Genomic DNA, 14082 nt, shown 5'->3' with positions numbered 1-14082 from the left:
AAGGCAATCTTTCGAGGTATTTTATAGCCACAACTTTACTCCATTTTTTGAGAGGGGTAAATCATACATGAATAAAGCCAAGCGTATCTATGGGGCACCTCGAATAATCCAAATCTATTATTGCGCATCTCGATTCTTTGTCGGGATTCCGTTTTTCACTCGAAATCGAGGCACGGACACCCTTTTAACTGATCATTATTTGATCAATTTACACCTTCCAGGCGGACCAATCCACTGGCATCATGCACCAGCCTCATCAAAATAACTCCAGCGCTTCATCATGTTGAAGCCTCCTCAATGCATTGGCCATATTTGAACAGGGCAGCAGTTACACAGAATTATTTACAGGCTAGGATGCTACCGCAGCTTGCCCTCTATGTCCGGCTTAAGAGTTGAATCCGCGGCCAATGGAGGCGAGATCTATCGTCACCTGCGCTGTCAGAAGCAACGCCGTAAACGTTATGGCAGTTATAACCGCCGTGGCCAGCTGATTGACCGGGTCAGCATCTATGAGAGCCCCGCCATTGTTGACAGTCGTTCCCGTATCGGTGCTTGGGAGCTCGATACCATTATTGGCAAGAATCACAAGCAAGCCATCGTCTCACTCACTGAGCGCAAATCCCGTTTCAGCCTGATACAGAAAGTGGAACGCAAAACGGCAACTTGTGTTGCTGATGCCATCATCAGCCTGCTTTCACCGCTCTCTGACAAAGTCATCACGATGACATCAGACAACGGTAAGGAATTTGCACATCACAAAACCATTGCTGACAAGCTCAATGCTGACTTCTTCTTTGCCCATCCCTATGCATCCTGGGAACGCGGGCTGAATAAAAACACTAACGGACTCATGCGCCAATATTTCCCAAAGGGCAGCGACTTTACGACCGTCACAAAGAAAGAAATTGATCAGGCAATGGGTAAAATCAATAACAGACCAAGAAAATGTCTTGGCATGAGAACGCCTAATCAGGTACTTTTAGGTATCAACCCGTCTGTTGCACTTGCGAGTTGAATCCGCGTTTGGATTATTCGAGGCGGCCTCAAGTAAGAGAGATCGGCTAAAATATCAATGGTGAACAAATGCTACGTATCCTGATTTTTCCAATGTCGCTTTTCTAATCATGCAATGTATTCTCTGACTCAGCACTCTGTTCGATTGAAATAGAGAGGTATAGCGAGAAGTACAAGTCTGAACATCTACTTGAAAATTCACCGTATGCAGGTAATCGCGTAAATTTCTCATTACCTGGATTTGGGTTTTCAGAATCGTGCTGGCTTACATACTTCGATTTACATACAGGAACAAGTTTGTCTTGCAATCTGGATGAGATCGGAATGGTATATGTTCAGAGTGACAGAACGCTTATTGAAGAAGAAAATCCAGTTAATCATTTGACCTTTCGAAGCAAAGCGGGACTTTACACAATTAAATCTAGTTGCACTCATCCTGGAGAGAGTCAATGAGATGAAAGGCAATCATAATTGCCGCATTGGCTTCTTTATCTGGCTGTAAACAAGATAATCAGTTTATGGCTCAATTAGCCGCGACTAGTATGGAAACAGAGCCATATTTCCTGTATAGATCTAATTTTCTTGCCACCTCTCCCCTGGCCTTGGTTTATGGTTTTAATGACAATGCATCTGCCTGTGAAGATATTGCGAAGGTTTACCAGCAAAATGATGGTGGAGTATCAGAATATTTCTGTCGCCCGGAAGATTCTGCGGAATGGTAGATGAACGGAGGTCAAAAGCATGAATATAGGAATCGCAGTATTAATTGGGTAGGCATATGAACATATCATTATTTGGGGATTGCTAAATGAGATTCATACGGTTCACTAGTTTTCTTATTGCTCTAATATCCATGCAGGCGCATGCTGACATTTTAAGATGCTTTACTTTAGTTGAGACTGGTGAACTGATAGGCGGCTCAAGCTATTATGAGCGTTTCGATGGCAATCCTCAGCGTGCAGAGATAGAGTTTAACCTGAAGGAAAGATATTTAGTGAACCACCTTGGGAAGTGATTCAGCCTAGAAAAAGCCTCAGATGATATCTACGTCATGGAGGAAGATCGCCGTTATGCTTATATAGTAAAAGATACTGGCAATCTTGTTCTTGAAGTGCGTGTAGATAAAGATGCCGCAACGATAAAAATATTTGAGTGCAAATGATTTTGCGGAAGTTAAGCGCAATGGAAATAATCACTAGCTATTGTGCGTGAGGTTTAGTCTTTTGTCGAGAAGGAGTCGTTCACAGCCAGTTAACTGATAGTCCGCTTTTCAATCGGAAGCTGTCATCATTCAACTCAAGAAGAAGCTTTTGGTTATAGCATATGGCTCAATTCGTTTGCAGAACCATCAAAAATTAATGCCACCCGTACATCAGCCCGTACATAGATAACTTACAAAAAAGTAAAAGCGCATACGTATCAAATACATATGCGCCTTATATGGCGGAGAGAGAGGGATTCGAACCCTCGATACGGGTTAACGTATACACACTTTCCAGGCGTGCTCCTTCAGCCACTCGGACATCTCTCCAGAGCCGCGAGATTCTATAGAAAGTTGCTCTACTATGCAATGAAGACCTCTGGCGCAAAAGCACGTATAATCGCCTGACTGTTTATGGTGGTCCGTATGGGTCCCCTCGCAACGATAGGCTGTGAATCCGGTCAGGCCCGGAAGGGAGCAGCCGCAGCAGCTGACTCGTGTGCCGGGGTGTGGCTTGTGCGGGCCGCCTCCATAAACACTGGTTTTTGATCAATATCGAGGTGTTCTACAGCCCATGTCATACGAGGTACTTGCCCGAAAATGGCGACCACACGGCTTTGCCGAGCTGGTTGGGCAGGAACATGTTGTGCAGGCACTTTCCAATGCACTCGATCAGGATCGCCTTCATCATGCCTACCTTTTTACCGGCACCCGCGGGGTCGGCAAGACTACCCTTGCACGAATTTTTGCCAAGTCACTCAATTGTGAAGAGGGCGTAAGCTCCACTCCTTGTGGTGTTTGTAGTACCTGCCGCGAAGTCGATGAAGGTCGTTTTGTTGATCTGCTTGAAGTTGATGCCGCATCACGTACCAAGGTTGAGCAGACCCGCGAACTCCTCGAAAACGTTCCCTATGCACCTGCCAAGGGGCGCTACAAGGTCTACCTGATTGACGAGGTGCACATGTTTTCAGACAGCAGCTTTAACGCGCTGCTGAAAACCCTTGAAGAGCCGCCGCCGCACGTCAAGTTCCTGCTTGCGACGACTGATCCGCAAAAATTGCCGATGACGGTCCTGTCGCGCTGCCTGCAGTTTGGTCTCAAGCGCCTGACGCTGGAGCAGATTGCGGGCCAGCTTCGTCATATCCTGGATGTTGAGAAAGTCGATCACGACGACACTGCTGTGACTCTGCTCGCTTACGGTGCAGACGGCAGTATGCGTGATGGCCTCAGCCTGCTCGACCAGGCGATCAACTTTGGTGGTGGCGAAGTCATTGAGGAGAAGGTTGCTACCATGCTGGGCACGGTATCACGTGACTATGTGTTCGGCCTGGTCGAAGCGCTGGTGGCACGTGATGGCAAGCTGCTAATGGAGAAAATCGATGCTCTTGCAGACCGCTCACCTGATTTTCGCAGTGTACTCGATGAGTTATTGCGCATGCTGCATCGTGTTGCCGTGCTGCAGACAGTACCTGATCTGAACGTTGAGAACGAGGTCGACCACGAGCGTTATGCATGGATGGTTGAGACGATCCCGGCCGACGAGGTGCAGCTCTATTATCAAATTGGCATCACCGGCAAGCGGGATATGCCAATGGCACCCGACTTGCGCAGTGGTTTCGAGATGGTGATGTTGCGCATGCTGGCATTTCAGCCGGGTACGGATAGTCAGCCAACTGAAGCACCACGTCAGGCTCAAAAAAAAAGTCCTGAATCGGTAGCTGCGCCAGCAGTCAAGCAAAAACAGGCTAAAGTAGAAAAAAGAGAGAAGCAGCAAAAAGCTGTGCTAGCAGCGCCTGTTCCACAGGATGCAGAGTTGCCGCAGTCAGTTGACTGGAACCAACTGCAGACTCAACTCAAGCTGGGTGGTATTTCGGGCCAGTTGGCGATGAATTGTGCTTTCGACTCGGTTGACGGTAACCTGTTCAAGCTGGTGTTGCCTGAAGAGCACCAGGCACTGCAATCGGATATGGCTGTCAAAAGAATGGAGAAGGAGCTACGCAAGCACTTTGGCTGTGCGGCACTCACCCTTGAAATCGCGCAGGGTGCACCACAGGTTGATACACCTGCACAGCGGAAACTGCGCCAGGAGAATCAGCGCCTGGCCGAAGCGAAAGCAGATATGGTTAATGACACGTTCGTCAAGGAGTTGCAGCAGAAGCTTGGCGCACGCGTGATCGACGAGACAATCAAGCCTGTGTGACAGGTATTTGGAAATGAACAAGAGGTTGTGATGAAAGGTGGAATTGGAAATATCATGAAGCAGGCGCAGAAGATGCAGGAAGAGCTGCAGAAGGCGCAGGAAAAACTGGCAGAGGAAGAGGTGACCGGTGAATCCGGTGGCGGGCTTGTGAAGGTCACGATGAACGGCAAGCACGAGGTGCGCAAGGTCGATATCGATGATTCTCTGCTTGGAGATGACAAGGAGATGCTTGAGGACCTGGTTGCATCTGCCTGTAACGATGCTGCACACCGCGTCGCAGAGAAGTCAGAGCAGAGTATGTCCGGCTTGACCTCCGGCCTGAACCTGCCGCCTGGAATGAAACTGCCGTTCTAAATGCAAAAACCGCTGCTACAGGAGTTGATTGAAAGTTTGCGCTGCCTGCCGGGCGTGGGGCCGAAGTCGGCACCCGCCGAACTGGCAGCGATAGAGGAGAGTACCAACTACAACGGGCTCTATTTTGTCCTGCACGGCAGGCTCTCACCACTGGATGGTATGGGTCCAAAAGAGATCGGACTTGACCGTCTTGAGATGCGCCTCAGTGAGGAATCGGTCAAGGAGATTATACTCGCTACAAATCCCACGGTTGAAGGCGAGGCGACAGCACATTATATTAGTGAGCTTGCTTCGTCACAGGGTATCTTGACGAGCAGAATTGCGCATGGAGTGCCACTGGGTGGAGACCTGGGTTATGTCGATGGCGGAACGCTGGCTCACGCGTTTGCCGGACGACAGAAGATAGAATGACAAATAGTCTGATGACGACTTAACTGGTGCCTTGATGTCTGGCGATTGTATTTTCTGCAAAATCATCAACAGGGAAATTCCTGCTGATATAATTTTTGAAAATGATGATGTATTGGCGTTCCGAGATCTTAATCCGCAGGCCTCTACCCATGCCCTGATTATCCCGAAAAAGCACATCGCCACGATCAATGATATCGGCCCTGATGATGCCGCCCTGATCGGAAAGCTCTATCTTGCTGCAGCAGAAATTGCAGCTGCGGACGGAATAGCGGAGCTGGGCTACCGTGTTGTCATGAATTGTAATAAAGCTGCCGGGCAGACGGTTTTTCATATCCACCTGCATCTTCTCGGCGGAAGTGATATGGGCTGGCCTCCATGGCCGGCTGCCTGATACCGATTGGAATACTAACCTATGTCGTCTTTACCAGTAGATTTAAAAATTCTGGACTATCGCTTGCCTACGGTACGCATATTCAGCCCTGACGAAGATGCTGTCGTTGATCGTCTTGCGATGATGATCGAGCAGCGCCCGGCTTTGTTCAAGGGCATGGATGTTGCCATGAATTATGCAGAAGAGCTGCCGGAAGAGTTTGATCAGCAGATTATTGAGGAATTTCTGGTGGGTCACGGTGTCAATGTTGTTGCACGCACAACCGGCGAAGGCAACGTGTTGGCTTTCACAGCATCTGCAAACAGCCAGCCAAGCGTACCTGACGAGGTCATCAGCAAAAGCCTGAGATCTGGACAGCGTATCTATTCCAAGGGCAGCGTGGTGATCCTGGGGTCTGTCAGCTCAGGCGCCGAGGTGCTTTCCGAGAGTTCGATTCACGTCTATGGTGAATTGCATGGGCGTGCACTGGCGGGTGTACAGGGTGATCGCAATGCAGCTATATTCACCCAGTCGATGGATGCTGAGCTGGTATCGGTCGCAGGTGTCTACCGTACCGGTGACCAGCTCGACGAAGGGAGCAAGGGCACCGCGTGTCGCGTCATGCTTGATGGCGACTCCCTGTCTTTTCATTCGATTAATCAGTAAAGGAGAGCTTTGTGGGTCGTATTATTGTTGTAACCTCTGGTAAGGGCGGCGTCGGCAAATCAACAACCTCCGCATCATTTGCGCTTGGCCTTGCACTGCGTGGTTACAAGACACTGCTGATTGATTTTGATATCGGCCTGCGTAATCTCGACCTGCTTCTGGGGCACGAAAAACGCATTGTCTATGACATTGTCAACGTCATGCGTGAAGAGGTTGCGTTACAGGATGCCGTGGTCAAGGATCTGCGTTGTTCACGCCTGGCCCTGTTACCGGGCTCCCAGTTCGAAGACAAGGAGGTGCTGGAACGCAGGGGTATCGCCAAGCTGCTCAGCGAGGCGCGCAAAAAGTACCAGTACGTCGTCTGCGATTCTCCTGCCGGCATCGAGAAAGGCGCTGACATGGCGATGTATTTTGCCGATGATGCATTGCTGGTTGCGACACCGGAACGACCCTCGGTGCGTGATGCCGACCGCATGATCGGGCTGCTGACCAACCGTACCTACCGTGCCGAAAAGGGCCTGGAGGATATTGCCCCATACCTGGTGATCAACCGCTATCGTCACAGCCTCGCCAAGCGTGGTGTGTCACTCACGCCGAAACAGATTCTCGATAGTCTCTCGATCCCGCTAGTCGGCATTATTCCTGACAGTGAGAGCGTCACGCGTGCAGCAAATATTGGTGAGCCCGTGGTTTATGATCACAAGAGTGCGGCTGGTAACGCCTATGCGGATACGGTTGCGCGCTACCTCGGTGACTCAGTGCCTTATACGCTGCTTCATGAAGGAAAAAGGAGTATCAGAAGTCGCCTGTTTGGTAACAAAAGAGTTCACTTACACGACGAGTAGTCGCTTGAGTATCGCCTCGTAGATGCTGCTTAACTGGTCAAGGTCCGTAACCGAGACGCATTCGTTGATCTGGTGAATGGTTGCATTCAACGGGCCCAGTTCCAGCACTTGTGCACCAGTCGGTGCAATAAAACGTCCATCCGATGTGCCGCCCGAGGTTGATAGCTGCGTCTCGTAGCCTGCCACGCTGCTGATTGCATGCTGTGCGGCTTCCACCAGTTCTCCCTCTGCTGTCAGAAATGGCAGGCCAGAGAGGTTCCATTCAAGTTCATAGCGCAAGCCGTAACGGTCAAACAGTTCAGTCGTTCTGTTCCTGATCTGCTCTGCGCTGTTCTCGGTTGAAAAACGCCAGTTGATCAGCATTTCTACCATTGCCGGGATGACGTTGGTTGCTCCCGTGCCGCCATTGATATTGGATATCTGGAAGCTGGTCGGCGGAAAGTGATCGTTACCCCTGTCCCACTCGATGGCGCTGAGTTCAGCGATGGCCGGAGCGGCGAGGGGAATAGGGTTCTCTGCGAGGTGCGGGTAGGCGACGTGCCCCTGTTTTCCGTGCACCGTCAGTTTCGCGTTCAAAGAGCCGCGTCGACCATTCTTGATCACGTCACCCACTTTGTCAGTTGAGGATGGCTCTCCGACAAGGCACCAGTCGATTTTCTCGTCGCGTGCCTCAAGCGTCTCCACGACCTTGACGGTTCCGTCGATAGCAGGCCCTTCCTCATCGCTGGTGATCAGGTAGCCAATCGAGCCACGGTGATCGGGATGTGCCGCAACGAAAGCTTCGGTTGCCGTGATCATTGCCGCAAGACTGCCTTTCATATCGGCAGCACCACGGCCGTAGAGCATGCCGTCGTGAATTTCAGATTTGAAGGGATCGCAGCGCCACTTCTCAACATCCCCGGTTGGCACCACGTCTGTGTGGCCGGCAAATGCGAACAGTGGACCATCGCTACCGCGTCTTGCCCAGAAGTTGTCGACATCGCCGAAACGCAGGCGTTCGATGGTGAACCCAATGCGCTCAAGGCGTTCTATCATGACCTCCTGGCAGCCGGCATCTTCCGGGGTAACGGAGTTACGGTTAATCAGGTTGGTGGCGAGGTCGAGAGTGTCTGACATATGCGGCTTATCCCAATAGTGCGCTGTAACGCTCTTCACTGAATCCGACGTGAATTGTCCCGTCAAGATCAAGTGCCGGGCGCTTGATGATAGTTGGTGTCTCCAGCATCAGCTGGCGTGCACTGTCCCGGTCGATACTGTCTTTCACTTCCTGATCAACCTTGCGCCACATCATGCCGCGCCGGTTGAGCAGAATTTCCCAGTCGACAGACTGTAGCCAGCCATCGAGCAGTTGAGTATCCAATCCGGCTTTCTTGAAGTCGTGAAAGCTGTAATCGATACCTTTGTCAGTTAGCCACTTGCGGGCCTTTTTCATGGTGTCGCAGTTGGGTATGCCGTAGAGAGTGATAGTCATTAGTCTTTAGTCGTTGGTCAATAGACTGTAGGAGGGGCGTCCTCGCCACGATTGAATGTGCCAGCTTAATCGCGGATCGGTTTTTGCTCCTGCAAAACCGGCATTCCACCATCCATGGCGGTCAGGGACGGGCCTCCTACAATATTGGTGCCTTTAGATACCACGCAGCAGTTCGTTGATACCAACCTTCCCACGCGTCTTCTCGTCAACTGTCTTGACGATAACCGCACAGTAGAGGCTGTAGCTGCCATCCTTGGAGGGCAGGTTGCCTGAAACGACAACTGAACCGGCCGGAATGCGTCCGTAGCTGACTTCGCCAGTTTCACGGTTGAAGATCTTGGTACTCTGGCCGATGTAGACACCCATTGAGATGACTGAGCCCTCTTCAACGATAACGCCCTCAACAACTTCTGAACGTGCGCCGACGAAGCAGTTATCTTCGATAATGGTCGGTGCTGCCTGCAGTGGCTCAAGTACACCGCCGATGCCAACGCCGCCGGAGAGGTGAACATTTTTGCCGATCTGTGCGCATGAACCGACTGTTGCCCAGGTATCAACCATGGTGCCGCTGTCGACATAGGCGCCGATGTTGACGTAGGAGGGCATCAGGACGCAGTCAGGTGCGATAAAGGAACCGCGGCGTGCAGTTGCCGGTGGTACCACGCGGACACCGCCTTCGCGGAACTCACGTGAGTTCATATCTGCATACTTTGACGGAACCTTGTCGTAATAGTTGGTGAAACCGCCTTTCATGAAGCTGTTGTCCTCGATGCGGAACGACAGCAGTACGGCTTTCTTGATCCACTCGTTGACGACCCAGTCACCGTCGACTTTCTCAGCGACACGGATTTCACCGCGGTCAAGCATGCCAATCGCCGACATAACAGCTTCCTTGAGCTGTGCATCCACGGTGCGGGGGGTGATTTCTGCGCGACGCTCGAATGCTTCGACAATAATGGGTTCAAGTTCATTCATTCCAAATTACTCCGGGAGAGATTGTTAAATTATATAGTTAAAGGGATTCTACACAGGTTTTGATGCGTTGTGCCGCCTCGATGCAGTCACCGAGAGGTGCGACCAGCGCCATGCGAATGCGATTGCTGCCTGGATTGCCACCTGCTGTGTCGCGTGACAGGAACTGTCCCGGCAACACGGTGATATTCTGTTCGGCAAAGAGTTTGCGTGCAAATTCTGTATCGACGACAGGTGTTTTCGCCCACAGGTAAAAGCCTGCATCGGGCCGTTCGACTTCCAGTACACCATCGAGAATATCGAGTACGGCATCAAATTTTTCACGGTACAGGGCGCGATTGTGCCTGACATGCTCTTCATCCTGCCAGGCCTTGATGCTTGCTGCCTGATGATGCATTGGCATGGCGCAGCCGTGGTAGGTGCGATAGCGGAAAAACTGTTCGATGATGTCGCTGTCACCGGCTACAAACCCCGAGCGCAGACCGGGGGCGTTTGAGCGCTTCGAGAGGCTGTGAAACACGACACAGTGCTTGTAATCATCATTGCCCATCTCGGCGGCAGCTTCGAGCAGTCCTGTTGGTTGTGCCGATTCATCGAAATAGATCTCGGAGTAGCACTCGTCAGAGGCGATGATGAAATCATGCTGTTGTGCAAGTTTGATCAGCTTCTGCAGGGTTGGCTTGTCGATAACAGCGCCGGTTGGATTGCCGGGTGAACACAGGAACAGGATGCTGCACTGGTCCCATGTCTCTGCGCTGACCTGGTCAAAGTCTGGTATCAGACGGTTACCGTCACAATTCAGATAGACGGGCTCGGCGCCTGCCAGCAAGGCCGCACCTTCATAAATCTGGTAGAAGGGATTCGGCATGAGTACGAGTGACAACTCGGAAGCATCGATCATCGCCTGTGTGAAGGCGAATAGTGCTTCGCGGGTACCGTTGACAGGAAGTACGTGCTTATTGGCATTCAGGCTCCCTTCGGGAAGGGAGAAGCGTGTCGTCAACCATGCGGCAATTGCTTCGCGCAGTTCTGGCATACCGCGGGTTGCAGGATAGACAGCGAGCTGGTGCAGATGCTCGATAACAGCTTCTGTCACCAGGTGAGGTGTCGCATGCTTGGGCTCACCGATCGAAAGAGCGATGTGCGACAATGCAGCAGGCGGTTCTGCACCCGCCTTCAGAGCAGCAAGCTTTTCAAACGGGTAGGGGTGCAGGTGATCGAGACCGGGATTCATACGGTTTTCTCAGGTTATTGGCGAAGCGAAAGAGAGTATTTTATCGTGATCGAATCATCGACTCCACACCGGAGTTCACCGGGGATATCCTGGCCGGTTATCAACCTGTTGTTGTCGACGACCTTCTGGGGCATCATCTGGTGCCCGCTACGCCTGTTCGAAAGCGTTGGATTGAATGCCCTGTGGCTGACCTTGGTCTGCTATACGGCTGCTCTGCTGGTATCGCTGCCCTGGCTGCGACAACTGTCCAGAATCAGAACACACTGGTTTCTCTACCTTTGCCTGGCACTTGCGGCCGGCTGGGGTAATCTCGCCTTTATTATCGCCATGCTGGAAGGCACCGTGATGCGGGCTATGTTGCTTTTTTACATGACGCCGGTCTGGACCTTGCTGTTTGCACACTGGATTCTGCACGAGCATATCAGCCTGCGTATCGGGGGAGTGATGCTGCTGGCAATGTGCGGCGTATTGCTGATGCTGTGGAATCCTCAGCTCGAACAGCCCTGGCCACAGGGAGTTGCAGACTGGCTGGCACTATCGGCCGGTATGGCATTTGCCCTCAACAACCTGATGATACGCAAGCTGCGCTATGAGCCGATTCTGCTCAAAACCCAGGTCACTTGGGCCGGATGTATCCTGGTGGCTGGTCTTGCTGTCCTGATACGTACCGAAGTATTGCCGGAGGTTGAAGCAGAGGTTATCGGGTGGGCAGTTCTACTCGGTATTTTCGGATTCGCGATGTCGAATCTGACCCTTCAATACGGTGTCACCCACATGCGCGCACAGAGGTCTGCTGTTATCCTGCTGTTTGAACTGGTAGTCGCGGGCGTCTCGGCTGCCTTGATTGCCGGCGAGCTTCTGTCGCTTCGTGAAGTGATCGGCGGCGTGATTATCGTGCTTGCAGGTTACCTGGTTACTCTCTCAATGGCTGCCGATGAAGAGCAAAATGAACAAACCTGAAATCAGTGGCATGCATCATGTCAGCCTGCTGGTTGCTGACACCGGTAAGGCACTTGAATTTTACTCCGAGCTGCTCGGTCTGCAGCAGGTCGAGCGTCCGCAATTGCCTTTTTCCGGTGCCTGGTTGCAGCTTGGTGATCAGCAGATACACCCTGCTCGAACTTGAGAACCCGGATCCTGTTACCGGCAGACCGGAGCATGGTGGGCGAGACCGTCACCTTGCGGTGACTGTGACGGATCTCGAACCCATTACAGCCGTGTTGGAAGAGGCCGGAATCAGCTACGCGCTCAGCCGTTCCGGGCGCGCGGCGCTCTTCTGTCGTGATCCGGATGGTAATGCACTCGAAATGATCGAGGCTTGAAGCACTTGCTGCCCCGGATTTTCGATGCCCACCTGCACATCATCGATCCACGCTTCCCACTGATCGAAAACCGCGGTTTTGTACCCGAGCCATTCAGCGTTGCAGATTACCGCAAGTGTGTGAGCAATTTGCCAGTTACCGGCGGTGCTGTCGTCAGCGGCTCATTTCAGGGCTTTGACCAGCAGTATCTCGTCACGGCCTGCAGGAGTTGGGCGAAGGCTTTGTCGGTGTCACCCAGTTGCCTGCTTCTGTTACGGACGAGGAGATTCTGCGTCTCGATGCCGCCGGTGTCAGGGGAGTGCGCTTCAATCTCTTTCGCAGCGGTGCAGAACAGCTCGATCAGCTTGAAAATATGGCTTATCGTGTACACGAACTTGCCAGCTGGCATGTTGAACTCTATGTCGATTCTGCCGACCTTCCGCAGTTGAAGTCACGATTGCTGAGCCTGCCGGCTTATTCAATTGATCACCTTGGTATGAGCCTGGAAGGTTTTGAGACTCTGCTCGAACTCGTTGAGGCTGGCGCCATGGTCAAGGCGTGCGGCTTCGGCCGTGTTGAATTCGATGTTGTTGATGCCATGAGGCGTTTGTTGGCAGTCAACCAGCACGCACTGATGTTTGCGACAGATTTGCCTTCAACAAGAGAAAAAAGAGCGTTTAATAACAGTGATATAGAATTAATTATTAATAATATAGATGAGATTCATCATGAGGCAGTTTTTCATCTCAATGCGCAACGCTTTTACCGGCTGAAAAATCAGGCGCATGCCAACGGATAGTCACGTCACTTTCCGGTATAATCCCCCGATGCCAGAACTCAATATTATTCAACAAGTCTCCGCGCTCATATTGCCGCTCATTTTCGCCGTTACCCTGCACGAGGCGGCGCATGGCTGGGTGGCTGACAAGCTAGGCGACGACACTGCTCGCAGAATGGGGCGTATTACCCTTAATCCGCTGCCGCATATCGACTGGATCGGTACCGTATTGCTACCGATTGGTATGCTGTTGCTCACAGGTTTTGTCTTCGGCTATGCCAAGCCGGTACCTGTGAATGTGGTCAGGCTGGGAAATATGCGGCGCGACATGGCGCTGGTTGCTCTCGCCGGACCAGGCTCAAACCTGGTGATGATGCTCCTGTGGGGATTGGTGGCAAAATTTGCGACGACCACCGGTATTCCGGCAATTACCCAGGGACTTGTCTACATGGCTTTTTATGGCGTCTTGATTAATGCCGTTTTGGCGTTACTCAATCTGCTGCCAATACTGCCGCTCGATGGTGGCCGCGTGTTAACTTCAATTTTACCGCGAAACCTGGCAGAGCCGTTTTCCCGGCTCGAGCCCTACGGTATGATTATCCTTATTCTTCTGCTAGTTAGCGGACTGCTCGGCCAATTTTTGTGGCCGGCGATCGGTTTACTGCAAAACATGACATTTTCACTTTACGGAATTAATTAAATCCAGATGGATGCAAACGAACTCTCTTTAAGCAAGGTTGCCAATCAACACGCTCGCGTACTCTCCGGCATGCGCCCCACGGGCCGCCTGCATCTCGGGCACTATCACGGCGTTCTCAAAAACTGGGTGGAACTCCAGCACGAGTACCCTTGTTTCTTTTTTATTGCAGACTGGCATGCCCTGACGACCCACTATGATGATCCGAGCATCATTCCCGGTTCCGTGTGGGATATGGTTATCGACTGGCTCGCAGCCGGTGTTAATCCCAACGAGGCGACGCTTTTCGTTCAGTCACGCGTGCCCGAGCATGCAGAACTCCACCTGTTACTGTCGATGATTACGCCACTTGGTTGGCTGGAACGCGTGCCGAGTTACAAGGATCAGCAGGAGAAGCTGAAAGAGAAAGATCTCGCTACATACGGCTTTCTTGGTTATCCGCTGCTGCAGAGCGCCGACATCATGCTTTACAAGGCAGGTCTTGTGCCTGTTGGCGAAGACCAGGTTGCCCACGTTGAGCTGACGCGAGAGGTGGCACGCCGTTTCAATCATATCTATGGCAAGGAAG

The 14082-nt window shown here is 51.9% G+C and carries 14 protein-coding genes, 1 tRNA gene, 1 other RNA gene and 3 pseudogenes; 14 read left to right on the top strand and 5 right to left on the bottom strand.

Features of this window, described 5'->3' with window-relative positions; translation table 11 throughout:
• Positions 1-409 precede the first annotated feature (409 nt).
• Together BOW51_RS04085 and BOW51_RS04080 are read left to right on the top strand one after the other, a co-directional pair.
• Positions 410-1015, top strand: a pseudogene (locus BOW51_RS04085) (IS30 family transposase); the annotation flags it as partial.
• Between the two features lie 478 nt (positions 1016-1493).
• Positions 1494-1736 (top strand): hypothetical protein, encoded by a 243-nt coding sequence (locus BOW51_RS04080; RefSeq protein WP_153039622.1) that lies wholly within the window; start codon positions 1494-1496, stop codon positions 1734-1736.
• A 719-nt stretch (positions 1737-2455) separates the two neighbouring features.
• On the opposite strand, the gene BOW51_RS04075 is transcribed toward BOW51_RS04080, so the two are convergent.
• Positions 2456-2545, bottom strand: a tRNA-Ser gene (locus tag BOW51_RS04075).
• Between the two features lie 95 nt (positions 2546-2640).
• Between BOW51_RS04075 and ffs the strand changes: the two genes are divergently transcribed.
• From ffs to minD, 7 genes are all read left to right on the top strand, one after another.
• Positions 2641-2737, top strand: an RNA gene (gene ffs, locus BOW51_RS04070) — signal recognition particle sRNA small type.
• A 52-nt stretch (positions 2738-2789) separates the two neighbouring features.
• On the top strand, positions 2790-4415 hold the full coding sequence (gene dnaX / locus BOW51_RS04065) for a DNA polymerase III subunit gamma/tau (protein ID WP_078476561.1): 1626 nt from the start codon (positions 2790-2792) through the stop codon (positions 4413-4415).
• Positions 4416-4445: 30 nt separating this feature from the next.
• Positions 4446-4769, top strand: coding sequence for a YbaB/EbfC family nucleoid-associated protein (locus BOW51_RS04060; protein ID WP_078476560.1), 324 nt, complete (start codon positions 4446-4448; stop codon positions 4767-4769).
• Entirely contained in the window at positions 4770-5180 is a 411-nt protein-coding gene (locus tag BOW51_RS04055) for a recombination mediator RecR (RefSeq protein WP_078476559.1), read from the top strand.
• A gap of 34 nt (positions 5181-5214) precedes the next feature.
• Complete coding sequence (locus BOW51_RS04050) at positions 5215-5571, top strand: histidine triad nucleotide-binding protein (protein ID WP_078476558.1); 357 nt, start codon at positions 5215-5217, stop codon at positions 5569-5571.
• Positions 5572-5592: 21 nt separating this feature from the next.
• The gene (minC, locus tag BOW51_RS04045; protein ID WP_078476557.1) at positions 5593-6216 is read left to right on the top strand and encodes a septum site-determining protein MinC; all 624 of its coding nucleotides are present in this window, start codon (positions 5593-5595) and stop codon (positions 6214-6216) included.
• 11 nt (positions 6217-6227) lie between these two features.
• Complete coding sequence (minD, locus tag BOW51_RS04040; RefSeq protein ID WP_078476556.1) at positions 6228-7061, top strand: septum site-determining protein MinD; 834 nt, start codon at positions 6228-6230, stop codon at positions 7059-7061.
• Here the strand turns inward: minD and dapE are convergent.
• The 4 genes from dapE to dapC all read right to left on the bottom strand — a co-directional run bounded on the left by dapE (position 7047) and on the right by dapC (position 10738).
• A complete protein-coding gene (gene dapE / locus BOW51_RS04035; RefSeq protein WP_078476555.1) occupies positions 7047-8177 on the bottom strand; it encodes a succinyl-diaminopimelate desuccinylase in 1131 nt (376 codons plus the stop codon). The genes minD and dapE overlap by 15 nt on opposite strands.
• Before the next feature lie 7 nt (positions 8178-8184).
• Positions 8185-8532: an ArsC family reductase gene (locus tag BOW51_RS04030; protein WP_078476554.1), complete on the bottom strand. Its 348-nt coding sequence runs from the start codon at positions 8530-8532 to the stop codon at positions 8185-8187.
• Positions 8533-8685: 153 nt separating this feature from the next.
• The gene (gene dapD, locus BOW51_RS04025) at positions 8686-9507 is read right to left on the bottom strand and encodes a 2,3,4,5-tetrahydropyridine-2,6-dicarboxylate N-succinyltransferase (RefSeq protein WP_078476553.1); all 822 of its coding nucleotides are present in this window, start codon (positions 9505-9507) and stop codon (positions 8686-8688) included.
• 37 nt (positions 9508-9544) lie between these two features.
• Entirely contained in the window at positions 9545-10738 is a 1194-nt protein-coding gene (gene dapC / locus BOW51_RS04020; protein WP_078476552.1) for a succinyldiaminopimelate transaminase, read from the bottom strand.
• On the opposite strand from dapC, the gene BOW51_RS04015 reads away from it, so the two are divergent.
• From BOW51_RS04015 to trpS, 5 genes and pseudogenes are all read left to right on the top strand, one after another.
• Positions 10718-11698 (top strand): DMT family transporter, encoded by a 981-nt coding sequence (locus BOW51_RS04015; RefSeq protein WP_167367234.1) that lies wholly within the window; start codon positions 10718-10720, stop codon positions 11696-11698. The two genes, dapC and BOW51_RS04015, sit on opposite strands and share 21 nt — an antisense overlap.
• Positions 11685-12060: pseudogene (locus BOW51_RS04010) on the top strand (VOC family protein). The gene BOW51_RS04015 and the pseudogene BOW51_RS04010 overlap by 14 nt, the downstream one beginning before the upstream one ends.
• Before the next feature lie 8 nt (positions 12061-12068).
• A pseudogene (locus BOW51_RS04005) lies at positions 12069-12838 on the top strand (amidohydrolase family protein).
• 28 nt (positions 12839-12866) lie between these two features.
• Positions 12867-13517, top strand: a complete 651-nt coding sequence (locus BOW51_RS04000) for a site-2 protease family protein (RefSeq protein ID WP_078476550.1) — start codon at positions 12867-12869, stop codon at positions 13515-13517.
• A gap of 6 nt (positions 13518-13523) precedes the next feature.
• The coding region (gene trpS, locus BOW51_RS03995) for a tryptophan--tRNA ligase (protein ID WP_078476549.1) at positions 13524-14082 on the top strand (559 nt) is incomplete at its 3' end.

It is taken from the genome of Solemya elarraichensis gill symbiont (assembly GCF_002021095.1).
Taxonomy (GTDB): domain Bacteria; phylum Pseudomonadota; class Gammaproteobacteria; order Chromatiales; family Chromatiaceae.
Note: the sequence above shows the minus strand (reverse complement) of the source record. Positions and strands in the feature narration are given on the sequence as shown.

Bases quoted from the DNA above. Each gene is read 5' to 3' on its own strand.
- BOW51_RS04000 (WP_078476550.1), top strand. From the start codon at position 12,867: ATGCCAGAACTCAATATTATTCAACAAGTCTCCGCGCTCATATTGCCG.
- BOW51_RS04030 (WP_078476554.1), bottom strand. From the start codon at position 8,532: ATGACTATCACTCTCTACGGCATACCCAACTGCGACACCATGAAAAAG.
- dnaX (WP_078476561.1), top strand. From the start codon at position 2,790: ATGTCATACGAGGTACTTGCCCGAAAATGGCGACCACACGGCTTTGCC.
- dapE (WP_078476555.1), bottom strand. From the start codon at position 8,177: ATGTCAGACACTCTCGACCTCGCCACCAACCTGATTAACCGTAACTCC.
- BOW51_RS04060 (WP_078476560.1), top strand. From the start codon at position 4,446: ATGAAAGGTGGAATTGGAAATATCATGAAGCAGGCGCAGAAGATGCAG.
- BOW51_RS04055 (WP_078476559.1), top strand. From the start codon at position 4,770: ATGCAAAAACCGCTGCTACAGGAGTTGATTGAAAGTTTGCGCTGCCTG.
- minC (WP_078476557.1), top strand. From the start codon at position 5,593: ATGTCGTCTTTACCAGTAGATTTAAAAATTCTGGACTATCGCTTGCCT.
- BOW51_RS04050 (WP_078476558.1), top strand. From the start codon at position 5,215: ATGTCTGGCGATTGTATTTTCTGCAAAATCATCAACAGGGAAATTCCT.
- dapD (WP_078476553.1), bottom strand. From the start codon at position 9,507: ATGAATGAACTTGAACCCATTATTGTCGAAGCATTCGAGCGTCGCGCA.
- dapC (WP_078476552.1), bottom strand. From the start codon at position 10,738: ATGAATCCCGGTCTCGATCACCTGCACCCCTACCCGTTTGAAAAGCTT.